Annotated in this window: 25 protein-coding genes and 1 pseudogene; 13 read left to right on the top strand and 13 right to left on the bottom strand. The window is 62.8% G+C overall.

Annotation, left to right across the window (positions count from 1 at the left end):
* Positions 1-63: 63 nt before the first annotated feature.
* Positions 64-738 carry an ArsR/SmtB family transcription factor gene (locus AC0L15_RS13745; RefSeq protein WP_473496484.1) on the top strand — a complete coding sequence of 225 codons (675 nt, stop codon included), beginning with the start codon at positions 64-66 and terminating at the stop codon, positions 736-738.
* Positions 739-741: 3 nt separating this feature from the next.
* Here AC0L15_RS13745 and ligD read toward each other — a convergent pair.
* Both ligD and AC0L15_RS13735 read right to left on the bottom strand, forming a co-directional pair.
* Positions 742-1,763 (bottom strand): annotated as a pseudogene (gene ligD / locus AC0L15_RS13740) (DNA ligase D); the annotation flags it as partial.
* Between the two features lie 60 nt (positions 1,764-1,823).
* On the bottom strand, positions 1,824-2,330 hold the full coding sequence (locus tag AC0L15_RS13735; RefSeq protein WP_027154740.1) for a YciE/YciF ferroxidase family protein: 507 nt from the start codon (positions 2,328-2,330) through the stop codon (positions 1,824-1,826).
* Positions 2,331-2,749: 419 nt separating this feature from the next.
* Between AC0L15_RS13735 and AC0L15_RS13730 the strand changes: the two genes are divergently transcribed.
* Entirely contained in the window at positions 2,750-2,896 is a 147-nt protein-coding gene (locus AC0L15_RS13730) for a hypothetical protein (RefSeq protein WP_023801394.1), read from the top strand.
* Positions 2,897-3,176: 280 nt separating this feature from the next.
* Here AC0L15_RS13730 and AC0L15_RS13725 read toward each other — a convergent pair whose 3' ends face one another.
* The gene (locus tag AC0L15_RS13725) at positions 3,177-3,629 is read right to left on the bottom strand and encodes an Lrp/AsnC family transcriptional regulator (protein ID WP_128169302.1); all 453 of its coding nucleotides are present in this window, start codon (positions 3,627-3,629) and stop codon (positions 3,177-3,179) included.
* A gap of 114 nt (positions 3,630-3,743) precedes the next feature.
* Here AC0L15_RS13725 and AC0L15_RS13720 point away from each other — a divergent pair, with 114 nt between their 5' ends.
* The gene (locus tag AC0L15_RS13720) at positions 3,744-4,739 is read left to right on the top strand and encodes a nucleoside recognition domain-containing protein (protein ID WP_473496483.1); all 996 of its coding nucleotides are present in this window, start codon (positions 3,744-3,746) and stop codon (positions 4,737-4,739) included.
* 130 nt (positions 4,740-4,869) lie between these two features.
* On the opposite strand, the gene AC0L15_RS13715 is transcribed toward AC0L15_RS13720, so the two are convergent.
* From AC0L15_RS13715 to AC0L15_RS13705, 3 genes are all read right to left on the bottom strand, one after another.
* Positions 4,870-5,232, bottom strand: coding sequence for a DUF1850 domain-containing protein (locus AC0L15_RS13715; RefSeq protein WP_128185152.1), 363 nt, complete (start codon positions 5,230-5,232; stop codon positions 4,870-4,872).
* On the bottom strand, positions 5,229-7,331 hold the full coding sequence (locus AC0L15_RS13710) for a TRAP transporter permease (RefSeq protein ID WP_473496482.1): 2,103 nt from the start codon (positions 7,329-7,331) through the stop codon (positions 5,229-5,231). Before AC0L15_RS13710 ends, AC0L15_RS13715 begins: the two co-directional genes overlap by 4 nt.
* A gap of 163 nt (positions 7,332-7,494) precedes the next feature.
* The gene (locus tag AC0L15_RS13705) at positions 7,495-8,454 is read right to left on the bottom strand and encodes a TAXI family TRAP transporter solute-binding subunit (protein WP_128185148.1); all 960 of its coding nucleotides are present in this window, start codon (positions 8,452-8,454) and stop codon (positions 7,495-7,497) included.
* 243 nt (positions 8,455-8,697) lie between these two features.
* On the opposite strand from AC0L15_RS13705, the gene AC0L15_RS13700 reads away from it, so the two are divergent.
* Complete coding sequence (locus tag AC0L15_RS13700; RefSeq protein WP_027155901.1) at positions 8,698-9,051, top strand: YciI family protein; 354 nt, start codon at positions 8,698-8,700, stop codon at positions 9,049-9,051.
* Complete coding sequence (locus tag AC0L15_RS13695) at positions 9,051-10,301, top strand: RNA polymerase sigma factor (protein ID WP_473496481.1); 1,251 nt, start codon at positions 9,051-9,053, stop codon at positions 10,299-10,301. Before AC0L15_RS13700 ends, AC0L15_RS13695 begins: the two co-directional genes overlap by 1 nt.
* A gap of 302 nt (positions 10,302-10,603) precedes the next feature.
* Here AC0L15_RS13695 and cysK read toward each other — a convergent pair whose 3' ends face one another.
* From cysK to hrcA, 3 genes are all read right to left on the bottom strand, one after another.
* The gene (gene cysK / locus AC0L15_RS13690; protein ID WP_023803671.1) at positions 10,604-11,584 is read right to left on the bottom strand and encodes a cysteine synthase A; all 981 of its coding nucleotides are present in this window, start codon (positions 11,582-11,584) and stop codon (positions 10,604-10,606) included.
* A gap of 238 nt (positions 11,585-11,822) precedes the next feature.
* Positions 11,823-12,020 (bottom strand): hypothetical protein, encoded by a 198-nt coding sequence (locus tag AC0L15_RS13685; protein ID WP_023803672.1) that lies wholly within the window; start codon positions 12,018-12,020, stop codon positions 11,823-11,825.
* Between the two features lie 82 nt (positions 12,021-12,102).
* Entirely contained in the window at positions 12,103-13,218 is a 1,116-nt protein-coding gene (gene hrcA, locus AC0L15_RS13680; RefSeq protein ID WP_027155899.1) for a heat-inducible transcriptional repressor HrcA, read from the bottom strand.
* Between the two features lie 135 nt (positions 13,219-13,353).
* On the opposite strand from hrcA, the gene rph reads away from it, so the two are divergent.
* The 5 genes from rph (at position 13,354) to AC0L15_RS13655 (ending at position 17,907) form a co-directional block, all read left to right on the top strand.
* Positions 13,354-14,070 (top strand): ribonuclease PH, encoded by a 717-nt coding sequence (gene rph / locus AC0L15_RS13675; protein WP_128185144.1) that lies wholly within the window; start codon positions 13,354-13,356, stop codon positions 14,068-14,070.
* Positions 14,071-14,077: 7 nt separating this feature from the next.
* On the top strand, positions 14,078-14,488 hold the full coding sequence (locus AC0L15_RS13670; RefSeq protein ID WP_023803675.1) for a VOC family protein: 411 nt from the start codon (positions 14,078-14,080) through the stop codon (positions 14,486-14,488).
* On the top strand, positions 14,488-15,150 hold the full coding sequence (rdgB, locus tag AC0L15_RS13665; RefSeq protein ID WP_473496480.1) for an RdgB/HAM1 family non-canonical purine NTP pyrophosphatase: 663 nt from the start codon (positions 14,488-14,490) through the stop codon (positions 15,148-15,150). The genes AC0L15_RS13670 and rdgB overlap by 1 nt, the downstream gene beginning before the upstream one ends.
* Positions 15,147-16,310, top strand: coding sequence for a radical SAM family heme chaperone HemW (gene hemW, locus AC0L15_RS13660; protein ID WP_473496479.1), 1,164 nt, complete (start codon positions 15,147-15,149; stop codon positions 16,308-16,310). The genes rdgB and hemW overlap by 4 nt, the downstream gene beginning before the upstream one ends.
* 193 nt (positions 16,311-16,503) lie before the next feature.
* Entirely contained in the window at positions 16,504-17,907 is a 1,404-nt protein-coding gene (locus tag AC0L15_RS13655; protein WP_128245712.1) for a caspase family protein, read from the top strand.
* A gap of 116 nt (positions 17,908-18,023) precedes the next feature.
* On the opposite strand, the gene AC0L15_RS13650 is transcribed toward AC0L15_RS13655, so the two are convergent.
* From AC0L15_RS13650 to AC0L15_RS13635, 4 genes are all read right to left on the bottom strand, one after another.
* Positions 18,024-19,793 (bottom strand): caspase family protein, encoded by a 1,770-nt coding sequence (locus tag AC0L15_RS13650; RefSeq protein WP_287235882.1) that lies wholly within the window; start codon positions 19,791-19,793, stop codon positions 18,024-18,026.
* A 40-nt stretch (positions 19,794-19,833) separates the two neighbouring features.
* Positions 19,834-20,739: an adenylate/guanylate cyclase domain-containing protein gene (locus AC0L15_RS13645; RefSeq protein ID WP_287182559.1), complete on the bottom strand. Its 906-nt coding sequence runs from the start codon at positions 20,737-20,739 to the stop codon at positions 19,834-19,836.
* 218 nt (positions 20,740-20,957) lie between these two features.
* Complete coding sequence (locus AC0L15_RS13640) at positions 20,958-21,146, bottom strand: hypothetical protein (protein ID WP_128185132.1); 189 nt, start codon at positions 21,144-21,146, stop codon at positions 20,958-20,960.
* A 7-nt stretch (positions 21,147-21,153) separates the two neighbouring features.
* Positions 21,154-21,351, bottom strand: coding sequence for a hypothetical protein (locus tag AC0L15_RS13635; RefSeq protein WP_023803681.1), 198 nt, complete (start codon positions 21,349-21,351; stop codon positions 21,154-21,156).
* 166 nt (positions 21,352-21,517) lie between these two features.
* Between AC0L15_RS13635 and rsmI the strand changes: the two genes are divergently transcribed.
* The 3 genes from rsmI to AC0L15_RS13620 all read left to right on the top strand — a co-directional run bounded on the left by rsmI (position 21,518) and on the right by AC0L15_RS13620 (position 25,106).
* Positions 21,518-22,429: a 16S rRNA (cytidine(1402)-2'-O)-methyltransferase gene (gene rsmI / locus AC0L15_RS13630; protein WP_287250735.1), complete on the top strand. Its 912-nt coding sequence runs from the start codon at positions 21,518-21,520 to the stop codon at positions 22,427-22,429.
* Positions 22,422-22,799, top strand: coding sequence for a YraN family protein (locus AC0L15_RS13625; RefSeq protein WP_473496478.1), 378 nt, complete (start codon positions 22,422-22,424; stop codon positions 22,797-22,799). The genes rsmI and AC0L15_RS13625 overlap by 8 nt, the downstream gene beginning before the upstream one ends.
* Before the next feature lie 273 nt (positions 22,800-23,072).
* Positions 23,073-25,106, top strand: a complete 2,034-nt coding sequence (locus AC0L15_RS13620) for a winged helix-turn-helix domain-containing protein (protein ID WP_473496477.1) — start codon at positions 23,073-23,075, stop codon at positions 25,104-25,106.
* The last annotated feature ends 4 nt before the right edge of the window (positions 25,107-25,110 follow it).

Genomic DNA, 25,110 nt, shown 5'->3' with positions numbered 1-25,110 from the left:
TCTCCTTGATCTCAGCGCAGGATAGTGGTTATCTGACGCCCATGCTTCGATGAAGGACGAACTATGCGTGAAGGACCAGATATAGCCCGCATCGCCAGCCTGGTCGGCGATCCGGCGCGGGCAAACATGCTGACCGCACTGATGGGTGGCACGGCGCTGACAGCGAGCGAACTGGCGCTCGAGGCCGGCGTGTCGCTGCCGACCGCCAGCTCGCATCTGTCGAAACTGATGGAAGGCGGGCTGCTGACGCTGGCGAGCCAGGGGCGGCATCGCTACTACGGGCTCGCCGGGCCGCAGGTGGCTGGCATGATCGAGGCGATCACCGGCGTCGCCGCCGCGGTCGGACCGCAGCGGGTGCGGCCGGGTCCGCGCGATGCGGCGATGCGCGTGGCGCGGGTCTGCTACGACCATCTCGCCGGCGAGCAGGCCGTGGCGATGCTGGACCGTCTAGTCGCTCGACAAGTGCTCCTGCGCGACGACAAGGAGATCCGGCTCGGGCCGTCGGCCGCCTCGCATTTCTCCGCGATCGGCATCGATGTCGAGAGCAAGGCGCGACGACCGGTGTGCCGGGCTTGCCTCGACTGGAGCGTGCGGCGCTCGCATCTGGCCGGCACGCTGGGCGCTGCCATCCTCGATAAGATCCTTCTGGAAAAATGGGCGCGGCGCGAGAAGGACAGCCGCGCGGTAATCTTCTCGCCGATGGGCAAGCAGGCCTTCGAGAGGGTGTTTCTCGCTTGATTGTCAGCCGCGCTTGAGCGGCTTGCCCTGCTTGAAAAAATCCGCCCAGGGATCGGCTTTCGCCAACTGTTTCAGCGTCGTCTTGTCGCCGATCGGAAATGCGTTCGGCGCCAACCCGGCCTCGACCTCGGCCCAAATCGCCGGCATCGATGCCGTGGCGCCCTTCTTGGCGCGCGACGAATAGGGGGCCACCGTGGTCGAGCCGCGGCCGTTGCGCAGATAGTCGACGAAGATCTTGCCGGTGCGCGCCTTCTTCGACAGCGTCGCTGTATACCGATCAGGGGCGGCCTGCTCGAGGGCACGGGCGAAATCATGGGCGAAGTCCTTCACCTCATCCCAATCCGCCGACGGTTTCAGCGGCACGACGACATGGTAGCCCTTGCCGCCCGAGGTCTTGACGAAATTCGGCAATGACAGTCCATCGAGCCGGCCGTGAATTTCGAGCGCCGCCGCGCGCACCGCTTTCACGTCGACACCTTCGTCGGGATCGAGATCGAAGATGATCTGGTCCGGCTTGTCCAGTTCGTCGATGGTGCAGCCCCAGATATGGATCTCGACCACGCCGAGCTGGACCAAGGCAGCGACACCGTCGAAATCGCGGATAAACAGGATCTCCTCGCCGTCGGTCGGATCCTTCATCTTGGCGATCTTGTCATGCATGCCCGCGGAGGCATGCTTCTGAAAAAAGCGTTGGCCACTGACGCCGTCCGGTGCCCGCACCAGGCTGAGCGGCCGATTGACGACGAATTGTTGCATGCGCGGCCAGACCAAAGCGTAATGATCGAGCAGGCCCTGCTTCGATATCTTCTCCTGCGGCCACAGAAGCTTGTCCGGGTGAGAAAGTTCTATGACGGTGTCTGCCGCCTCCGTGGATTTGACAGCGGCGGATGTCTCGCCCTTGCCGCTGGCAGGCTTTGCCTTGCTGTCGGCCCTGCCAGCGGGTGCTTTCGGCTTTTCCTGCACGACTTCCTCCGCCGGTTTGTCCTCGCGCAATCCCTGGAACGAGCGTGGCGCATTGTACGGTCGAAGCCCAGGTACGGAAAGTGAGGCAAAGCCGGTTGTCCGGCGTTGCCTCGATCGAGCTTCTACTCGGCGGCCTGAAGGTTGACCTTGGCTTCCGCAATCTCGGTGAGCTTGCGGTCGGTCGCCTGCTCTTCCTTGATGTTGTTGGCCAGGACATTGGCGCAGTCGGTGCGGCCAAGCTGCTTGGCCCAGGCGATCAACGTGCCGTAACGGGTTATCTCGTAGTGCTCGACCGCCTGCGCGGATGCGATCAGGGCGGCGTCGAGAACGTCCTTGTCGTCGATGTCGCCGCTGACTTCATCGGCTTCCTCGAGGATGCCGTCGATGGCCGGACAGTTGACCGTCTTGGCCTTCACGCCATGCAGTTCGAATACCTTCTCGACCCGCTCGATATGACCTTTGGTCTGGCCGAGATGCTTCTCCAGGCCGGCTTTCAGCTGCGGATCGGTCGCCTTGTCGATCATCTTCGGCAGCGACTTCTCGATCTGTTTCTCGGCGTAATAGATGTCGCGCAGCGTGTGGACGAAGAGGTCGTCCAGCGTCTTGATGTCTTTCGAAAAGAAACCCATGGCTTTGCCTTTCCATTGTTCTTGCTGTGTTGGGGTTCCGGCGGCGGTTCCGCTCGGAAGCCGCTGGGCCGGGGTTGGTCCCGGCTCTCAGCGTCAACGTGCTTCTATCGGACGGGTTCCTGGCTTTCCGGAGTAAGCAGGGAAATTTGCGCAAGCACGGAAATTTCGCGGCACCGGCCAAAGTTGAAACACAAGCGCGTCGGAGCGACATCCAAACGAAACATATGTGATGCAAAAGTCACACTAGCTGGAATGCCGACGAACTGCATGGAAAGACCCCGAATCAGCCGCATTCCAGCCACGAACCAAGGCCTTTTTGACCAAAGATTAACATCGTGTTCACCGAGTATTCACGCCTCGACGCTATGATCCCACGCAATTCGGAAGGGACATCCGAAATCGGGACAGGGACAGGGAAAATGAACTTCTTGACGCACCTCATCGGCTACGCTGCTGCCATCCGCGAATTCGTCGCGCCGACCTACCGGCCGGAGCGCTATTACATGCGCGGCCCAGGCCCCGCTTGCGCACGCCGCGGCCACACGCTCGGCATCAGCGCGCACTGATGACGACCATGGAAAGCCGTCACGATAGCTGGATATGCAGGCCGGCCGCCGATCATCGTGCGACCACCTATCGCACGGAACGTCCTGGGCTCGCCGACAGGCGGCGTGCGATAACGCCAAGGGTCTGAATTTCCAAAATTTTGAGATTCTGGGGGTTCGAGATTCTGGAGCTTTGATCTCGCCGCCGGCAAGCTAAGTGCCGTTTGACACCAGGCAGCCGAGACTCGCGTGACCGCCCAGTAGCTGCAAGATCCCATCCGCCGAGTTGGCCTCCGAAAATCTAGAGCGGGATTGCGGTCGTCTCCTTGGCGGTTCGAATCACAAACATGGTGTAATACCGCGCCACATTCGTCCGATCGCGGAACAACCGCTCGCACAAAGTGTCGAACTCGTCCATATCCATCAGGCGCAGCATAAGGACAGCGTCGGTCGAGCCGCTCACGCTGTAGGCCTGGATCACCACCGGTTCCATGGCGGCAAGCTCGAGGAAGCGGCGCATGTGCTGCTCGCCGTGGCGCTCCAGCTCGACCGTGACGATAGCCTTCATCCCCCTGCCGGCCTTGGCCGGATCAAGAAGCGCGACAACGCGGTCGATGACACCGACTGACTTGAGCCGCCGTATGCGGCGCAAGCAGCTGGAGGGCGAAAGCCCGACCTCCGCCGCCAGGTCGGCATTGGTGCGCGAAGCGTCTTCTTGCAACAGCTTGAGAAGCTTCCTGTCGATCCGATCCATTCCGGTCCTCCGTCGTCGTCTGCCTGCAATTTTATTGCACAAGTCCGCAAATTTTGACCACAAATGCGAACCGTCTCACGGTAGTCATTTGGCGTCAATCACGGAGACATCGCCATGACAGTGCAGGCCGCCCTCTATCGAAGGACGCTGGAAACGATTGAAATCTATTGGGAATTGGTTCGTATCATCGTTCCGGTCACGATAGTCACACAGATCCTGCAGGATCTTGGTGTCATCCGGGCGATCTCTCCGTTCTTCGGACCTCTCATGACGCTGGTTGGACTGCCGCCCGAGCTCGCCCTTGCCTGGCTGACAGGATTGCTGGTGGGAATTTGGGGCGCGGTGGTGACCGTGTTCACTCTGGCCCCGGTTTCGACGCTAAGCACTGCCGACATGACCGTTCTTTCAACCCTTTTGCTATTTGCGCATGCCATTCCGATTGAACAACGCATCATTCAGAAGGTTGGGCCAAGCTTCGTGGTCACTGCAGCGCTTCGCATTGGCGGCGGACTGATCCTTGCCGTGCTCCTGCACCAGATATTCGCAGCAACTGGATGGCTATCCGAGCCGCTGAAGCCGGCGTGGATACCAATGAGCGAAGGCGCTGATTGGAGCAGTTTTTTTCCAGGCATGCTCAAAACCCTGGCAACCATGCTCGTCATTCTCCTCGCACTAAGCTGGCTGATCGAGCTACTCAAGATGTCGGGCATCCTGGGTTGGCTGAACAAGGGGTTTGCGCCGCTCTTTCGCCTTGCCGGCGTCCAGTCACAAGCGGTGCCGTTCACTGCGGTCGGTCTGTTTCTTGGAATTTCCTATGGCGCGGGACTGCTGATCCGCGAGGCGCGCACGACCAGCGTAGAGCCGCGCCAGATCTTCCTCGCTTGCGTGTTCATGGGCTTTGCCCACAGTCTCATAGAGGACACGCTGGTTGTCATCGCTCTGGGTGCAGACTTCACCAGTGTGTTTTTCGTTCGCCTGATCTTTGCCGTGCTCGCAACCGCGTTGATCGCCCGGGCAATCAGTTCAGCTTCCGACATTCTGTTTTTCAAAGCATTCTTCCGCAAGGAGGAAGGTCGGCTTGCTCAGTCGGAATCTGGTTTTGGCGGCTAACGATGGAGCGTCTTCGGCCCGCTTATGTGGCTGTGCCCGGCACTCGACATCCGACAAGGCCCTGGAGGACGAGGTCCCGCACCCCCCTGCCGATCGTCTCTTTGCCGATCGTCCGCTACCGCGGCTGGCTCTAACCTTCGCACGGCTCCAGCACCGTCGTGTCGCCTGCCGCCTTGCCCAGTTCGCGGCAGCCCTGAACCGTGCACAGCGTCCAACCTTCACCCGTCGCGCCGGAGGCCGCGAGCACAAGGCGCCGCTGCGGTGCCATCCTGGGTTTATAGACCCACCAACCGTCCCGCAGCACCGAGCCTTCCGGCGGTTCCATGCCGGCACCCGAGCCCTTGATCCGTGCCTCGGCGATCTGCAAACCGGAGGGCGTCACCTTCCAGTCCTCCCGCCAATGCGTCTTTTCCACCGAATGCGTCCAGGCGAGCGTGAAGGCGGCCACCGTGAGCGTCACCGTCTTACCGGCGGCGAGGATACAGAGGCTCATGCGGTGCCGGTGGCCTGCCGCGCACGCCAGCAGTGCCAGCCGATCCAGGCGACAGAGAGTGCCCACCCGGCTTCGTCGGTGATAGGCAGTGCGGCAACCAGCAGCACGCCGGCGGCGAAGGCGACGAGACGTTCCCACCAGGCCATGCGCCGGGCCAGGAACCCGACGGCGGCTGCGCCCCACAGGGCAATGCCCATGCAGGCCTTGGCGACGATATAGGCGACCTCGACGGGATAACCGAACTGGGCGGCGATCGGACCGGGGTCCTGCAGCATCAGCGCCGGGGTGTAGACCGCCATGAACGGCACGACGAAGCCGGCGACGGCAAGCTTGGTGGCCTGGATGCCGATCTTGAGGCCGCTCTCCTTGGCCATCGGCGCGGCGGCGAAGGCGGCCAGCGCCACCGGCGGAGTGAGGTCGGCCATGATGCCGAAATAGAAGACGAACATATGGCTGACCACCAGCGGCACGCCGAGTGACAGCAGCGCCGGCCCGGCCAGCGACGAAGTGATGATGTAGTTGGGGATCGTCGGTATGCCCATGCCGAGCACCAGGCAGGTGAGCATCGTCAGCACCAGCGACAGGAACAAATTGTTCTCGCCGATGGAAATGATCCAGCCGATGAAGGTGGAGGCGATGCCGGTGAGCGTCAAGGTGCCGATGACAACGCCGACGATGGCGCAGGCGATGCCGACCGGCAACGCGTTCTTTGCTCCCTCGGCAAGCGAATCTATGCATATCTGCAGCGTCTCGCGTCCGCCCCTGAAGGTGACGCATGCGATGACGAGCCCGGCGATGACAAAACTGAGGATGTTGACGCCGAACCTCATGAAAGAGGCGGCGGCAAGCCCCAGCGCCAGCCAGAAGACGATGCGAAAGGCAAGCGGCCCGATCAAAGCCGCCAGCGGCGTGCCGAGGATGAGCACGATGGTCAGCGCCAGCCCCATGGTGCCGGCGAAGATCGGCGTATAGCCGGCAAACAGCAGATAGATGAGCGCGGCCAGCGGCAGCACCAGCGGCCAATGTCTTCTCACCGCGTGCCACGGATTGGGCAGGTCCGCCTTGGCCATGCCCTGCAGGCCGGCCTTGCCGGCTTCCAGGTACACCTGCCAGAAGCAGGCGCCGAAATAGAGCAGCGCCGGGATGATCGCTGCCTTGACCACCTCGGCATAGGGGATGTTCAGCGTCTCGGCCATGATGAAGGCGACCGCGCCCATAACCGGCGGCATGATCTGGCCGCCCATCGAAGAGGTCGCCTCGACCGCGCCGGCGAAAGCCGAACGGAAGCCGAAGCGCTTCATCAGCGGAATGGTGAACTGGCCGCTGGCCACCACATTGGCGACGCCGGAGCCGGAAATGGTGCCCATCAGCGCCGAGGACAGAACGCAGACCTGGGCCGGGCCGCCGCGCCACGTGCCGACCAGGCCAAGCGCGAAATCGTTGAACAGTGCGATCATGCCGGCGCGTTCGAGAAAGGCGGCGAAGACGACGAAGATGAAGATATAGGCGGCCGAGACGTAGACCGGCGTGCCGTAGATGCCTTCGGTGCCAAAGGCGAAGGTGTCGATGAGCTGTGCGAAATCATAGCCGCGATGGATGAAGGGCGGCGGCAGGTGATTGCCGAAGGAAGCGTAGGCGACAAAGATCAAGGCGATCAGGGCGAGCGGCAGCCCCATCAGCCGCCGCGCGGCCTCGAAGACCAGCACGACCAGCACCGTGCCGACGATCAGGTCCGGGATGGTGAGGAAGCCGGAGCGCCGGATGAGATCGGCGTAGAACACCCAATTGTAGAGGCCGGTGGCAAAGCCGAGCAGGCCGAGCGTCCAGAATGCTGCTTTTGCCGGTGTGCTTGTGGCGCGCAGGTTGGCGATCAGGCCGAAGCCGAGCAGCAGCAAGAAGCCGACATGCATGGCGCGCACCACCTGGCTCGGCAGGCTGCCATAGGCGGCGATGTAGATCTGGAAGACGGAGAAGGCGATGGCGATGAGAAAGGCGGCCTTGCCGGCGATGCCGTCGCCGAAACCCGGCGGCAGGCCTTCGAGCGGGGCTTCGGCCGTGGGGGAAAGAACGGTCGGCGTTTCGGGATGGGCGTTGGTCATTGGCGGGTTCCTGGCGGGGCGCAATCCTCCCCCCTTGAGGGGAGGGTGGACAGCCGCCGAAGGCGGATGGACGGGTGGGGTCGTTGCGGCAGTGCGCGGCCTGAACCGACCCCACCCGCCTCGCTTCGCTCGGCACCCTCCCCTCAAGGGGGAGGGAGCGGCCTTATTTCACCAATCCCTTTTCCTTGTAATACCGCTCGGCACCGGGATGCAGCGGCACCGGCATGCCGTCGAGCGCCTTGGCCATGTCGATCGCCTTGGCGGCGGCGTGGGCAGCAGTGAGCTGGTCAAGATTTTCGAACAGCAGCTTGGTCATTTGATAGCCGGTCTCGTCGGAGACATCGGCGTGGGTGATGAGGAAATTGCCGACGGCGGCGGTCGCGACGTCCTCGGTCTGGCCCTCATAGGTGCCCTTGGGAATGGTCACCGAAAGATAGGGCGAGCCGATCTTGGCGACGTCCTGCGCCGGTACGGCGACGACGTTGATCGGCACCGACGTGGCGAGATCGCGGATCGAGGCGACGCCGAGGCCGGCCGATTGCAGCGTGGCGTCGAGCTGACGGTTCTTGATCAGCTCGACCGATTCGGCGAAGGGCAGGTACTCGACCCGTCCGAGATCCTCGTATTTCAGCCCGGCGGCGGCGAAGATGGCGCGGGCGTTGAGCTCGGTGCCGGAGGCTGGCGCGCCGACCGACAGGCTCTTGCCCTTGAGGTCGGCAAGCGTCTTGATGCCGGACTCCTTGCTGGCAACGATCTGGATATAGTTGGGATAGATGGCGGCGATGCCGCGCAGCTTGTCGAGCTTGCCCGGGAAGCCGGCTTCGGTGTTGCCCTCGGCGGCCAGTTTGACGGCATCGCCGAGCGCGAAGGCGATCTCGCCCTTGCCCTGCTGCAACAGGTTGAGGTTCTCGACCGAGGCCTTCGTCGCCTGCACCTGGGTGCGGGCGCCCTCAATGCCCTTGCCGTAGATTTCCGACAGTGCGACGCCGAGCGGATAGTAGACGCCCGAGGTGCCGCCGGTCAGCACGTTGATGAATTCCTGCGCCTTGGCCGACACCGCGCCAAGGCCCAGCGACAGCGCCAGCGCGCCGGCGGCAATAAATTTCGTCCTGAAATTGTGCATGTGGTCCTCCTCCCTGAAATATCTGCCACCGCGCGACCCGAGGCGAGTTTAGACAGCGGGCGGGAAATGCCAACCCGCAATAATATCCATTAGACGAACGGCTGAGTGATGCCGCAACGCATGGCCGCTTGCGCGATGTGCGATCGGAGCCGAAAGATTTTCGCAGAGCCTGTCGAAATCGCGCGAGGCCGCGCGACATAGGTTCGGCTCGCAACGATGCGGCCTTCGAAAATGGAGAAGACCATGCGATACATGCTTTTGATCTACGTGAACGAAGCCGCGATGGCGGCCGCGCCGACGGAGAAGACCTACGAGATCAGCGCAGCCTATGGCGCCTATACCGAGGCGTTGAAGAAGTCCGGCTCCTGGTTGGCCGGTGACCGGCTGAAGCCGACCCAAGCCGCGACCTCGGTGCGGATGGCCAACGGCAAGACCAACGTGCTCGACGGTCCCTATGCCGATACCAAGGAGCAGCTCGCCGGTTTCTACATGATCGAGGCGGAGGACGCCGACGCGGCTATTGCCTGGGCGGCGCGATGCCCAGCTGCCAGCACCGGCACAGTCGAGGTGCGGCCGATCTGGGAACAAACCATGTGATGACGAATGACCTGGAGGTCGCCCGGGCGGCGGCGGAAGCGGCCGCCCGGCAAAGCTACGGCAAGCTCATCGCCTTCCTCGCCGCCCGCACGCGCGACGTGGCCGGCGCCGAGGACGCGCTGGCCGACGCCTTTGCGGCGGCGCTGGAGCGCTGGCCGCAAACCGGCGTGCCCGAGAAGCCGGAAGCCTGGCTGCTGGCGGTGGCGTGCAGACGCCGCGTCGACGCGATCCGGCGGCGGCTGACCAGCGAGGCGGGCCGCGACCATCTCAGACTGATCGCCGAGGAGATGGAGGCCCGCATGATCGATGAAGACCTGCCCGATGAGCGGCTGCGGCTGATGTTTGCTTGCGCCCATCCGGCGATCGAAGCCGGCGTGCGCGCGCCGCTGATCCTGCAGACCATTTTAGGCTTCGACGCAGCGACGATCGCCTCGGCCTTCCTGGTGTCGCCGGCAACGATGGGCCAGCGCCTGGTGCGCGCCAAAAGCCGCATCCGCGAGACCGGCATTCCGTTCCGCGTGCCGGAGCGGGCGGAGCTTGGCGAGCGGCTGGATGCGGTGCTGGAAGCGATCTACGCCGCGTTCGCCGAAGGCTGGGCCGACCCGGACGGCACCGAAACCCGGCGCCGCAATCTCGCGACCGACGGCATCTGGCTCGGCCGGCTGGTGGCGTCGCTGATGCCGGATGAGCCGGAAGCGCTTGGCCTGCTGGCGCTGATGCTGTTTGCCGAGGCGCGGCGTGCGGCGCGGCGCAACGCCGCCGGAGACTATGTGCCTTTAGCCGAGCAGGAGCTTGGGCTGTGGGACGGCGCCTTGATTGACGAAGCGGAGACATTGCTGAAGCACGCCGCGGCCAAGCGCGTCGTCGGCCGCTATCAACTCGAGGCAGCCGTGCAATCCGCCCATACGACAAGGCGGCTGACCGGCCGGACCGACTGGGCCGCGATCAAACAGCTCTATGATGCGCTGTCGGTGATTGCCGGCTCGCCGGTGGTCTCGATCAACCGCGCGGTGACCATTGCCGAGGCCGACGGCGCCGCGGCGGGATTGAGTGCACTTGATGAGCTTGGCGACGACAAACGGCTGCATGATTATCAGCCTTATTGGGCCGCCCGCGCGGGCCTTCTGGCCAGACTCGGCAAAACTCGGGAGGCTACTGGGGCCTATGACCGGGCGATCGGCCTCGAACGCGACCCGGCCGTGCGCCGGTTCCTGGAGGCACGACGGGCTGGGCTCGCAGCCGAAGAATGAGGTCCGGGAAAGGCCGGGGTCAGACATGATCCGATGTTTGCGATCTAAGGCCGAGCGCCGGCGCCGCCCCTCATTGCCCTGCCGGGCATTTCTCCCCGCAAACGGGGAGAAAGAGGCTGGTCGCGGTGTCGGCACTTTTTTCTGCAACGCTGGCGATTGGCGAAGCCGTCAATGAGAGCGCCCCTCGCCCCGTTTACGGGAGAGGATGCCGGCAGGCAGGTGAGGGGCAGCGCCGGCTTCGACAATTAGCGGGCGATACGGAAGCGCAGGAAACCGCAATCGCAGGCCGGCACAAATATGCCCTAAGCCCCCAGCCCTTCGAACAGGATCGTCGACAGATAGCGTTCGGCGAAGGACGGAATAACGACCACCAGGTTCTTGCCCTCGTTCTCCGGCCGCGAGCCGACGACGATCGCCGCCTGCAGGGCAGCGCCCGACGAGATGCCGACCGGCACGCCTTCGAGGCGGGCGACGAGCCGCGCATTGGCGACCGAATCCTCGTTGGAGACCTTGACGATCTCGTCATAGATGGTCGTGTCGAGGATTTTTGGCGCGAAGCCGGCGCCGATGCCCTGGATCTTGTGGGGGCCGGGCTGGCCGCCCGACAGCACCGGCGAGGCTTCCGGCTCGACGGCGACGACATGCACGGAAGGCTTGCGCTGCTTCAGCACCTGGCCGACGCCGGTGATGGTGCCGCCGGTGCCGATGCCGGCGACGAAGATGTCGACTTCGCCATGAGTGTCGTTCCAGATTTCCTCGGCCGTGGTGCGGCGGTGAATTTCCGGATTGGCGGGATTTTCGAACTGCTGCGGAATGATGGCGTCGGGCAGCGTCGCGGCCAGCTCGTCGGCCTTGGCGATGGCGCCTTTCATGCCTTTCGGCCCTTCGGTCAGCACCAGTTCGGCGCCGAGCAGCGCCAGCATCTTGCGGCGTTCGACCGACATGGTTTCCGGCATGGTCAGGATCAGCTTGTAGCCCTTGGCGGCGGCGGCGAAGGCGAGCGCGATGCCGGTGTTGCCCGAGGTTGGCTCGATCAGCGTGGTCCTGCCGGGCGCAATCCTGCCCGATGCCTCCAGCGCCTCGATCATCGAGACGCCGATGCGATCCTTGACCGAGCCGATCGGGTTGAAGAATTCGAGCTTGGCCAGCAGATTGGCGACGACGCCCTTTTCCCCGGCGAACTTGTCGAGCCGCACCAGCGGCGTGTCGCCGATCGTCTCGGTGATCGAATTGTAGATGCGGCCGCGGCCGGGCACAGGCACGGTGGTGGCGGGCTTGTTCATTGGTTTCGCTCCCAAGAGGTCAGATGGGCAAGGGTCAGGCAATCAAGTGAGTCAGGCAACTAAGTCTCGACCAGGCAGGATAAAGCCTTCGGCCGCGCAAGCTAGCCTGCCGTTTGAAAATATCCGACGGGTCGCATGCTGAATGCATCCTCGCCCGCAGGTGACTCCTCAGCGAGGCCAGCGCCGTCCTTTGGCCACCGCAACACCGGTCGGCTTGCCGTCCTTGAATTTTTGGGGCTCAGTTCCCGGCGGCGTAGAAATCGTCGTCGAGGCGCTTTTCCAGCGCGACGAGATCGGCCGGCAGCGGCAGACCCATGGCGCGCATCTCCCCCAGCTTTTCGCGCAACTGCTCCTGCACTTCATGCTGATCCTCGGGCTGGTTGATCATCTGCTCGAGCAACAGGCTGATCTGAGCCTTGAATGATTCCAGCGCCATTTTTTTCTCCTTGAGGTTCCCTAAAGCGTGTCGCGTTGGAAGGGATCCGTGCGACACGCTTCGGTTTTTTGGGCGACATGCATTATCGCAGCATGCGGGAAATAAGCTGCGCGGTATAGTCGACCATCGGCACGATGCGTGCATAGTTCAGCCGGGTCGGGCCGATGACGCCGAGCGCGCCGATGACGCGGGCGTCCTTGTCGCGATAGGGCGCCACGACCAGCGACGACCCCGACAGCGAAAACAGCTTGTTCTCCGAGCCGATGAAGATGCGCACGCCGGAGCCTTCCTCCGCGAGGTCGAGAAGCTGGATCAGCCCGTCCTGCGTCTCCAGATCCTCGAACAAATGCCGCAGCAGCTCGATGTCGGCCTGGGCGGTGACATTTTCCAGCAGATTGGCGCGACCGCGCACGATGAGACGCGCCGGCAAGCCGCTCTCGGCGCCTGCCCAGACCGCAAGGCCCTTCTCGACCAAATCCTGCGACAGCGTGTCGAGGGCGGCCCTGGTCTCTTCCTTGATGCGGGCGATCTCGACCCGCGCCTCGGCCAGCGTGCGACCGCGGATATGGGCGTTGAGGAAATTCGAGGCTTCGTGCAGTTGCGAGACGGTGATGCCGGCGGGCAGGTCGACGACGCGGTTCTCGACGTCGCCGTTCTGCGACACCAGCACGGCCAGCGCCTTGTTCGGCTCGAGCTGGATGAATTCGATATGCTTGAGCGCCACCTCGTTCTTGGCGGCAAGCACGAGGCCGGCGCCGCGCGACATGCCGGACAGCATCTGGCTGGCCTCGGTGAGCATGTGCTCCAGCGTCGCACCAGAGCCGGAGGCGCGTACCTGCGCCTCGATGGTGCGGCGCTCCTCGTCGGAGAGGTCGCCAAGCTCCATGAAGGCATCGACGAAGAAGCGCAGGCCGGCCTGGGTCGGCAATCGGCCGGCTGAGATATGCGGCGCGTAGATCAGGCCGAGATGCTCGAGATCGCTCATCACATTGCGGATGGTGGCCGGCGAAAGCGAAGACGGCAGGATACGCGACAGGCTGCGCGAGCCGACCGGCTCGCCGTCCTTCAGATAGGAATCGACAATGCGCCGAAAGATGTCGCGCGAGCGCATGTCGAGCGATTGAAGGGCGGGCGATTGAAGCGCGGGGGATTGGAGCGCTGCCGCCGACTGGGAACCGGGATCGACTGCCTTGGTCATTCGAGCCAAATACCTCCGGCCCAAGGATATAGACATCGGCCGCGCCCGCGCAACTGGTCCATTTTCCTTTGCGCCTCTCGTCGCGTGCGGCTACAAGCCGGCCACGACTCCTAAAACGACAAGAAAGAAGCCTGAATGCGCCCTTCCAAACGCCAGTTCGACGAAATGCGCGCCATCTCCTTTGAGCGCGGCGTCTCCAAGCACGCGGAAGGCTCGTGCCTGGTGAAGTTCGGCGACACCCACGTGCTGTGCACCGCCAGCCTCGAGGAAAAGGTGCCGGGCTGGATGCGCAATTCCGGCAAGGGCTGGGTGACGGCGGAATACGGCATGCTGCCGCGCTCGACCGGCGAGCGCATGCGCCGCGAGGCTTCGGCTGGCAAGCAAGGCGGCCGCACACTGGAAATCCAGAGGCTGATCGGCCGTTCGCTGCGCGCAGTGGTCGATCTGCAGGCACTGGGTGAGCAGCAGATCACCGTCGACTGCGACGTGATCCAGGCCGATGGCGGCACGCGCACCGCCTCGATCACCGGCGGCTGGGTGGCGCTTTACGACTGCCTGCGCTGGATGGAAGCCCGGCAGATGGCCAGCGTCGCCAAGGTGCTGAAGGACCATGTCGCGGCTATCTCCTGCGGCATCCATGACGGCCAGCCGGTCATCGACCTCGACTATCTCGAGGATTCATCGGCCGGCACCGACGCCAATTTCGTCATGACCGGCAAGGGCGGCATTGTCGAGATACAAGGCACGGCCGAGGGCGAGCCTTTCTCGGAAGCGCAATTTGCGGCGCTGATGGAATTGGCCAAGAAAGGTATTACGCGACTGGTCAGCTTGCAGCAGATGGCTGTAGCTTAACCCTGTCATGACTCCTTCCGCCATCCTCGAATCAGCGCTCTACGTCACCGACCTCGATGCCGCGGAAAAATTCTACACCGATGTGCTCGGGCTCGATCTGCTGGGCAAGGTCGACGGCAGGCATCTTTTCTTCCGTTGCGGGGACGGTGTGCTGCTTATCTTCAACGCCGAGGCGACCAAGGTGCCGCCGGCGCCCGATGCCAGGCTGAAAGTGCCGCCGCACGGCACGGTCGGCGACGGCCATCTCTGCTTTGCGGCGAGCGCGGACGAGATCGTGCGCTGGAGAGCGCATCTTGAGCGGAAGAAAATCGCCATCGAAAGCGAGTTCGAATGGCCGCAGGGTGGCCGCTCGATCTATGTTCGCGACCCCTCCGGCAATTCGATCGAATTCGCCGAACCAAGAATCTGGGGCATCTGATGCATTCGCTTGATGGACATGAGATCGTTGTCGCCAGCCACAATGCCGGCAAATTGCGCGAATTCGCCGATCTGATGGCGCCGTTCGGCATAGAAGCGAAGTCGGCCAAGGAATATGGCCTGCCGGAGCCGGACGAGACCGGCACCACCTTCGAGGAGAACGCCTATATCAAGGCCTTTGCCGCCGCCAAGGCGACAGGCCTGCCGGCATTGTCGGACGATTCCGGCCTGTGTGTCGATGCACTGGGCGGAGCGCCCGGCGTATACACCGCCAACTGGGCCGAGGCGCCGGACGGGGCCCGCGACTTCGGCATGGCGATGCAGCGAGCCGAAATGGCGTTGCAGGAAGTCGGCGCGGTTGATCCAGCGCAGCGCAAGGGCCGCTTCGTCGCCGTCATCTGCCTGGCCTTTCCCGACGGCGCGGCCGAATATTTCCGCGGCGAGGTCGAGGGCACGCTGGTATGGCCGCCGCGCGGCGAACTCGGCTTCGGCTACGACCCGGTGTTCGTGCCGGACGGTTTCGAAAAGACTTTTGGCGAGATGACCGCAGAGGAGAAACATGGCTGGAAGCCCGGCCAGCCGACGGCATTGTCGCATCGGGCTCGCGCCTTCCAGAAATTCGCGCAGGCCAGACTGGATTTGGCGCGATCGGCGGTGAAATGACCATGTTGCTCGACCGCAGCCCCGGTTTCGGCGTCTACGTGCACTGGCCGTTCTGCGCGGCCAAGTGCCCCTATTGCGACTTCAACAGCCATGTCCGCCACCAGCCGGTCGACCAGGAGCGTTTTGCGCGCGCCTTCGAGACCGAGCTTGCGACGATGCGCAACCGCACCGGACCGCGCGAGGTGACCAGCATTTTTCTCGGCGGCGGCACGCCATCGCTGATGAAGCCGCAAACCGTGGCGACGGTGCTGGACGCGGTGGCGAAGAACTGGACAGTGCCAGCCGGCATCGAAGTGACGCTGGAAGCCAACCCGTCTTCGGTCGAGGCCGAGCGCTTTCGCGGCTACCGGGAGGCAGGCGTCAACCGGGTGTCGCTCGGCGTGCAGGCGCTGAACGACAAGGATCTGCGCTTTCTCGGCCGGCTGCACAATGTCGATGAAGCGCTGCATGCGATTGGGCTGGCGCGTGAGATTTTCCCGCGGCTGTCGTTCGACCTGATCTACGCGCGGCCCGGCCAGACACCGGAAGCGTGGCAGGCGGAGCTCGAGCAGGCGATCGACCATGCCGCCGACCATTTGTCGCTCTACCAGTTGACCATCGAGGAAGGCACGCCGTTCCACGCGCTGCATGCGGCCAGGAAATTCGCTATTCCCGACAATGACCATGCCGCCGATCTCTATGCGCTGACGCAGGAGATCACCGCTGCGCATGGGCTGCCGGCCTATGAGATTTCGAACCACGCCAGATCAGGCGCCGAAAGCCGGCACAATCTCACCTATTGGCGCTATGGCGAATATGTCGGCGTCGGTCCTGGCGCGCATGGCCGCTTCGTCGAAAACGGCCGTCGCGTGGTGACGATCGCCGAACGAATGCCGGAAACCTGGGCCAATCTGGTCGAAGCAAAAGGCCATGGTGTCACCGGCGGCGAGATCCTGACGCGCTCGGAAGAGGCCGACGAGTTCCTGTTGATGGGGCTGAGGCTGGCCGAGGGCATCGACCTCTCCCGCTACGAAGCGTTTTCCGGCCGCGGCCTGTCGACGGCGCGGCTGTCGATGCTGCAGGGCGAGGGGCTGGTGGCGCCGATCGGCAATGCCCGCCTGCGCGCCACGCCGGCCGGCATGATCGTGCTGGACGCTGTGGTGGCGGATCTGGCGCGGTAAAGCTTGGGCCAGGAGCTGGCCTGTCCCAGACAATTTGTCGGCTCACGCAAGGATGCTGGAAATTCGGCTTGCTTGGCCAAATGGCCATCCCACTGCCATCCGCAGCCGATAATTACTTGCAAGCGTGGGTCTGACTGGTCAAGCTTCGGTCGGGCGCCGCTAATATGCGGCTGAAGCAGAGCACGGGGCTAAAATGCGCCTCTTCAACATCGCGCTTGCTGTCATTGCTCTGATCGGCGGGCTGGAGGTGGCGTGGGCTGAAAAACGCGTTGCGCTGGTGATCGGCAATTCGAGCTATCAACGGGTCGCTAGACTTCCCAATCCGAACAATGACGCTGCTGACATGGCGGCCTTGCTCTCAAAGGTAGGGTTCAAAGTATCTCGCAAGATGGACTTGGACCATACCGCGTTCAGGAAAGCTCTGCAGGAGTTCGGTCGCGAGGCGGAAGGTGCTGATTTCGCAATAATCTTCTTCGCGGGACATGGGGTTGAGGTTGAGAATAGAAATTTTCTCGTTCCTACAGATGTCAGCCTGAGCGCTGATTCCGACGTGGAGTTTGAGGCAATCCCGCTGGATCTGGTGATGAACGCGTTGTCCCGTGTCTCCGGCGTGCGGGTGGTTCTGCTTGATGCTTGCCGGGACAACCCTTTTATCGCGGCCATGCGAAGATCAAATGCAACGCGTTCCATTGGCAGAGGCCTGGCTGCGATTGAACCGGCAGCCGGAACCTTGGTTGGGTACGCTGCGAAGGAAGGTACAACCGCTTTCGATGGAGCGGGACGGAACAGTCCCTACACTGCAGGGCTGTTGGCGCATTTGGGTGAACCCGGGGTAGACATCCAATTCGTGTTCCGCAAGGTTCGCGACACTGTTCTGGCCGCGACAGGCGGCAAGCAGGAACCATTCACGTATGGATCGCTGCCTGGCAGGGAAATATTCATTGCCCCTCCTCGTGGCCCAACGGCAGTCTCGCCAGCCAACAACAGCAGCCGAGATGCGAGCCTGACGGAAATCGAGTTGTGGACCTCAATCCGCGGCTCCAAAAGCAGCGGAGCGTTAAAGGATTATCTTCAACTGTACCCGGACGGCCTGTTTGTGCCTCTCGCCAGACTCCAAATTCAACAGTTGGAGAATGCAGATCATCAATCGGACGCCAGCCAGGAAGATGCCCCGAACGAGCTGGCGAAGCGGATACAGCGCGAGCTTGGCCGCGTTGGGTGTAATCCGGGAAAGCCAGACGGCATCTGGGGCGGAAGAACCCGGGAGGCGTTGCGCCGTTTCGCTCGCCACTCCGGCGCTGAGATCGACATGGCGAAACCGACAACAATTGCTTTGAAGGAATTGGAAGGAAGCACAGCGCGCGTGTGTCCGGTGGTTGCCCGGCCGAATTCGATAGAACCCCGCCATGCGAACAACCCGAATACCCGGCCACGACCGACAACGGAACAGAAGCGTGCCGCCGCTGCTCCGAGCGCGAGCAGGCCAGCTCGCGTTTGCAGGGCAGAAACCCACGATGAGTGCAGGGTCCGAGCGCGGGCCGCCGGGGCTCGCCGGGGCAGCGGCTTCTGCCGCGATCGAATTACAATCTGCGAGTGACGTGCCTCGGCAGAACTTGCCGATCTGGCGTCGCTCAGCGGCCACGAGCTGTGTGTTGAAGCCGGCGAGAACCGGTAGCGGCAGCAGAGAGGCATGCTGGCGCGCCCATCTTCGCCCTATCGAAACTCAATAATGTAGCCGTGCGAGCTGTTTTGCGGACCCATATCGTCCCACGTGCTCGCCTTGAGGTCGGCCGTGTCCCGGTTGCCGTCCAGATGAGCATAAAACATCGCAAAATCATCACCCTGCTTGTGCTCGTTGGGGTGGTTGGGAAGCCAATTGTTGTAATTCATTGGCTCGCCGGTCAGCCATCGCCAGCCGCCACGAGGCTCGCGCGCCCCCGGATCCTGCTCCAGGCCGATCCACGGACCCATCTTGTAGGACACACTTCCGTCGAAGCCGGTTTCGAACATCCGGTCATCAGTCTCGAACAGCCCGTAAATAAAGTCGTTCTCCGCCTTTGACGAGATCGACGCCAGATGCGCTTCACACCGCTGGGCAGCAGATTTGGCGGTCTGCCAAGACGAGTGGCGATCGTAAACTGCTACATAGAGGCGGCCCCCAAACTCGCCGTAGATGATTTCTTTGCCCCTGAGGCATTGCGCGGCGCGAATAGTGCGCTCATCGGTTTCGAGCCCTTTCAAATCCTCGGGATCGAAGAGCCGCGCCTCGTCGGCAGATACGGCGGAATCCGTCCTCGTGACGCCAACCAGCTCCAGCCTGTTGGCGACGATGCTATTGACATATCCAGTCTCGGTGAGCCCCAGCGCCTTCTGGTATCGAGAGATCGCCCTGCGAGTCTTTTGACCGAAATTCCCGTCCGCCGCGCCTATGTCATATCCGAGGTCGGAAAGCGTCAGCTGGATTTCCTTCCGTTGAGACTGCGTCAGCTTCATGCGGCTTTCGGCTTCCTGCGGCGACACGAGGCCACCGCCGCCACCTTCGAGCAGGCGCAGCGCAGCGCGCGCGCTGTCGGAGAAAGAGCCGGATTGGTGCTTGGCCAAGTAAAGCTGCCAGCCGCGTGCAGTGGCAATGCGCTCGGCTTTTTCGAAATCTATCTGGGCGAGAAAATCGGATGCGGCGACAGCGGTCGCCGGCGCGCTGGCGTTGAAGTAAAATTCAGCGGCAATGTTCGAGACAATCTGCGGCGATTGGAGGTTGTTTGTCTTTATGCGGACATCGCGGATCACACGCTTGAAAGCCGTACCTACCTCTAGCGAAGGGCTGGACAGATGTTCAACTAAGGCCGTCGTGAAAGGCGAGTTATCGCCGACTCCATCGTAGGCGACCTGGCCAGGCGAAGCGGAGAAGGCGATCATCGTTCCCGAGCCGGTCGAACTCACCGGCGCCAGCCCCTTCAACGCAGCGCCGCGAGTGACGCCTTCGACGCTTGCATTCAGCCGGTCGGCGATCGGATTATTGCGACAAGCATCGACGAAAAGAAGCGAGAGCGAGGCTTTCCGCTCCATAATGCCTGTAATGGAATTCAGCGCGATGGCTTCGGCGTCGACATCAAACTCCGACAGCAGCTCGGCATCGAGCCCGAGCAGAAAATTCTCGCCTTTCAGCTGCATCCCGTGGCCAGCGAAGTAGAACAAGGCGGTGTCGGCTGGCCCGATCTTCTTTGAAAAAGTAGAGAGTCCTCTCGCGAAACCAGCCCGGTCGACATTGATCAGACTGTCTACCTCGAAGCCGTTTTCCTTCAGGAACGCTGCAAAGGCGCGAGCGTCGGCGGCGGCGTTCGCCAACGGCGTTGTCGCCGTATAGGCAGAATTCCCGACTACCAACGCAAGGCGCTTACCTTCCGCAGCGCTTAGCGGCGCTGAAAGGCCCAGCAGCATCAGAAGCAGAAAAAATAGAAATGTCTGAAGATTTCTGAACCCCATGGCTGCCTCTTGCGTTTCGACAATTCTCCTGCTGGCGCGCCTATTTTAGGCTGAATACCTCGATCATCTCGGCGCGCCCTTTGACCTCGTGATAGCCGCAGGACTCGAAATAGTGTCGACCTTCAGGCCAGTGCTCGACGAACTGGGCGCTGACCAATAGCGGCTTGTCCAGTTTTCGCGTCAATCCTTCAATACGAAAGGCCAAATTCACGGCATCGCCTAGCGCGGTGTTGATGCCTTTGCCCATAGCGCCGATAGCAACTTCACCCACATGAAGGCCAATGCGGCAGTCGAGTACGATGTCTTGTTGTTCCCTGACCAGTACTCGGGTTGGCGACGTAGCCGCGTCTTCCGCAGCGCGGAGCGCCTGGGCAGCCTGAACCGCAGAGACACAGACATCCGCAGCGGTCTCGTGCCAATAAGCAAATACACAATCACCGATGAATTTGTCGATCGAGGCACCGTAGTGCTTCAAGATCATGTTGCAGTCCATATACCACTCGGCCAGGAGGGCCGCCACCTGTTCCGGGGACAGCCTTGCGCTAATTCCGGTAAACTCCTTCAAATCAGCAACGAACAGAGTGGCCGGCCGGCTCTTGGGGGCTGCCGGGTTGCCCCATTGCGTTTTTGTGTTCGCCACTTGCGAATCTGGATCGGGGGCAGTCGTGCCCTGGTCGAAAAGAAAGATTGATCTGCCGAACTGGACGCGATCGCCGGTGTGCAGCACACGCGCGGTTGTGAGCGCCACGTCATTCACATAACTGCCATTGGCACTGCCGACATCGACAACCCAGTAGTTCGCGCCGTCGCGCCGGATCGTTGCATGCTGGCGCGAAACTTCCCCGTCGTCCAAGCGTATGGTGGCATGTTCGCCACGACCAATCAGGTTGAAATCTCCCAGCCTGTAGGCCTCTCTGTTGCTCAGTGCGGTTAAAGTTGCCGACATGACCCTCTCCCGTACGCTCAAGCGCGCACGCAGGTTCAATATTAGCACGTTATGAACAGAGGCTGGCGACATTCCAGACGACGACGAGTTCATGAACCCAGGTCTGGAGCGTCTGCTGGAAGCGCGCGTCTCGAAGTATGCGGGTTGAATGATGTGGCCGAGCGTTTCCCCCGCGCTTTAGAGAGAAGTGTCTCGGCCAATCGCGAAGGTCGCGGTAGTCAGGCGTCGTGCTTGGGGCGGCGCCTGGCGTGGTCTTTCTCGGCGTCCGCCTCACCGTCGCGAGCCGGCTTGGCGTCGCCCTTGTCGCGGCGGGCGCCGTACCGATCGCTTGTCGGATGTGGGGTCGCTCCATTGCGGGAGCTTTTGGTTTCAAGGCGGGTGATGAAAATGTCGAAGCGATTGGGCATCGTCTGGTCAGTGCTCCATCGTGCTGCCGGTGCCGGTCGAGGGCTCGATCTCGAGCTTGGTTGCCTTTGACGGACGACGCTTTCGCGGCTTTTTAGCCGAGCCGGCGCCGGCTTTGGCAGGCAGGCCCTTGTCCTTTCGCACGGCAAAGCGCTTGCGGCCTGCATAGTAGGGTTCGAAAACGTCCTGTATCTTGAGGCTGTCCATCCTGCTCCTCCCGAGATCAGGCATAAATCCGCCGGGCACGGTTTCGTTCCGCAGTGTGGCAAAGGCATGACAGCCGAATCACTTCGGCATGGGTTTTGCAACCCGGCGTGAGCCGTGCCAAACAGGGCCGAATGCATTCAAAGTCAGAGCCTGACGGGGGATACCGGTGACCGGCGAGTCGGCAAAACGCAGCTACGTGATCGGCCAGACCGAGATACCGGCCCGGCCGCTCGAGCCGGCGCTCTACCTGGTGGCGACGCCGATCGGCAACCTCGCCGATATCACATTGCGCGCGCTTGAAACGCTCGCCGCAGCCGACATCGTCGCCTGCGAGGACACGCGTGTCAGTCGCGTGCTGCTCGACCGCTACGGCATCCGCCGCCGCACGTCAGCCTATCACGAGCACAATGCCGGCGAGGCCGGCCCAAAGCTGATCGCAGCCCTGCTGGCCGGGCAGAGCGTGGCGCTGATCTCGGACGCCGGCACGCCGCTGATCTCCGATCCCGGCTACCGGCTGGTCGGCGAAGCGCTCGACCAGGGCATTCGCGTCGTGCCGATCCCCGGCCCGTCGGCGCCGCTCGCGGCGCTGACGGCCTCCGGCCTGCCCTCAGACGCCTTCCTGTTCGCCGGCTTCCTGCCGGTGAAGACCGGCCAGCGGCTGGCGCGGCTGAAAGCGCTTAAAACCGTGCCGGCGACGCTGATCTTCTTCGAATCGCCGCGCCGGCTGGCCGAGACGCTCGGTGCTATGATCGAGGCGCTCGGCGGCGCCCGCAAGGCCGCGATCGGCCGCGAGTTGACCAAGACCTTCGAGGAGATACGGACCGGCACTTTGCAGTCGCTCGCCGATCATTACGCGGCGGCCGACACGCCGAAAGGCGAGATCGTCATCTGCGTCGGCCCGTCGGAGGCAGCGGCCGACGAGCCGGCGGACATCGACCGGCTTCTGCGTTCGCTTGCCGCCGAGATGCCGGCCTCTAAGGCGGCGGCGGAAGCCGCTAAGATGACCGGCGGCCAGAAGCAGGCGTTTTACCGGCGGCTGCTCGAACTCAAGGATAGTGGGAAAGAGGGCGATGGCTGAACGCCCGGTCGCCAGCCGCCAGCGCGCCTATCGGCGCGGCCACCGCAGCGAGTGGCTGGCGGCTGCGGCATTGATGGTGAAGGGCTATCAAATCCTGGCCCGCCGCCACCGCACACGGTTCGGCGAGATCGACCTGATCGCGCGGCGCGGCGACCTGGTGCTGATCGTCGAGGTGAAGGCGCGCCGCACGCTGGTGGAAGCGATGGAGGCTGTTCGCGACGAATCGGAGCGCCGCATCGAAAGCGCCGCCGATCTCTGGCTGTCGCGCCAGTCCGACTATGGCAGGTTGTCGGTGCGCTTCGACATGGTCGCGGTGCTGCCTTGGCGCTGGCCGGTGCATGTCGAGAATGTTTTTTACGGGCGAAGCTAGGCGCTGGAAGTCGCCGATGGGATCCGGATCGCAGCACACTGACCATTCCACGTAGAACGCTCCATCACGGCATAATCCAAGTCGATGCGTCAGCCGGCTGGGTCGCGAATTTCCGGACGTTTGCGATCGCAGCGCGAAGGTTTCGTCCCGGGAAGCAGCGCCGACTTTCAAACGCTAGTTGACTTTCGGCGACAGGCGCCGATTCTCAAGTCCAAGGCGGCCTGTCAAAGCAACATGCCGCCCGAACGATCAGCACGATGATCGAGAGCTGCTTTGAACCTGGTCAATCCGCCGAGCCTTGTTCTAAACGGTGTCGAGTTCGATTTCGACGCCGGTCTCCTGCACGGCGAGCATGGTGAAGATGTCCCGCTGAGGCCTCAATCGCTTGCGGTGCTGAAACATCTGGTCGCCAACGCCAACCGTGTCGTGACCAAGGAGGAGCTCCTGGACGCTGTCTGGCCCGGCATCGCGGTGACGGAAAACAGTCTTTCCCAGTGCATCAGCGAAATCAGGAAAGCCATCGGCGACGAGAAGCAGAGCCTGCTCAAGACAGTCGCGCGACGGGGATATCGCTTTGTCCCCGAAAGCCAAGCGCCCGGCATACCTCACGATCGCTACCCGCAGGTTCACGGCACTGCCTCTCCTGACCTGCACGAGACCAAAGGCCGGCGAACCCTGATATTGGTAAGCGCTGTACTGGCAATCGTTGCCGCAGTCGCGGCGTTCATCTGGAGGCCTGCATTTGATACGGAAGTGCCGACCTCGCTCTCGATCGCGGTTCTGCCGTTCGCAAATCTCAGCGAAGCCGAGGAGCAGGCCTATCTTGCCAACGGTTTCGCGGACGATCTGACGACAGAGCTGGCGCGCGTTCCCGGCCTGTTCGTCGTCTCGCGCAATGCCGCGCGTGCATATCGCAACAGCGGTCTGCCGCCGGCGAAGATCGCGAAAGAGCTCGGCGTCCGCTACCTGCTGGAGGGCTCGGTTCGACGTCTCGGCGATGAAGTGCGCATCAATGCGCACTTGGTCGATGCCTCGACGGTTGGCCAGATCTGGGCCGAGCGGTTCGAAGGTCCGTTCAGCGATGTGTTCAAGCTCCAGGACCAGGTGACCGGTCAGATTGTCGCTGCGCTGCAGCTAAAGCTCGTCCCGGGAAAAGCAAACCTGGCCGTGTCCGGCGATACTGACGATCCGGAAGCTTACCAGGCTTTTCGGCGCGCTATCGAGGCGCGACGAACGGATACACCATCAGGCACCGTGGACGCATCTCGCTACCTGCGCCAGGCCCTGGCGCTGGATGCCGATTTCGGCGCGGCGGCCGCGGAATTGGCATGGCTCCACTGGGATGCCGACGACGCGAGGAGACGAGCTCTAGGGGTTGGTTGGACTGAAATCGATGACGAGCTCTACGGCAATCTGGCCATCGCTGCCGGAAATCCGTCGCCCGGTTACTATCAGCTGATTTCCGAGCTTCTGGTCCGGGAGCATAGGTCCGACGAGGCGGTGGCTGCCCTGCAAAAGGCGATAGCGCTCGACCCGAGCGATTCCTGGACCTACGAAGGGCTGAGCCAGGCCCTCATCTTCAACGGCAGGCCGGCAGAGGGGCGAACCTTTCTCGAGGCGGCCCTACGCGTCGATCCCGGGTGGACGGAGTGGCGACACTATCAGGCTGGCTTGGCGGCGTTCGGCCAAGGCCGCTACGAGGAGGCGGTCGCGCAGCTTGAGCAGGTCGATGTTCGGTCGCCCAATCCCTGGACGAAGTTCTACGGCCTGCATGTTCTTGTCGCAGCGCTTGCGCATCTCGATCGCCTGCCGGAAGCGGCCTCAGCCCTGGAGCAGCTCCGAAGCGTGCTGTCGGAAAGGCAGGAGGGTCAGCCGAACCTGCTGATCGCCCAGCAGTTCTTCGTCTACAAGCGACAGGAGGATATCGTTCGCCTGCTCGATGGCTTGAGGAAGGCAGGGGTTTCTGAGCTTCCTGCCGGAATGGAACCCGAATCTGCTGAACGGATGAATGGCGTCGACATCGGCAATCTCATGATCGGACACGGGCTGACGGGACGCCAGGTCCTGCCCGATGTCTTGGCCTACCATTCTGTGATTGCGGCAGACGGCAGCGTGACCCGAACAGTTGGTGAGGAGGTCGTGACCGGTCGGATGTGGGTTCAGGGCGACAGCTTGTGCAGCGCCTATCCGCGTAAACTGACGGGCTGTGGCGCCGTATTCCGCAACCTGAGCGTCACACCCGGAGCCCCGAACGAATACATCCTGCTGTCTCGCTTCAAGCGTTATGAATTCTCGGTGACGAAGTAGCAGC

The organism is Mesorhizobium sp. WSM4846, assembly GCF_055811415.1.
The sequence above is the reverse complement of the archived record's forward strand: the minus strand, read 5'-3'. Positions and strand labels throughout refer to the sequence as shown.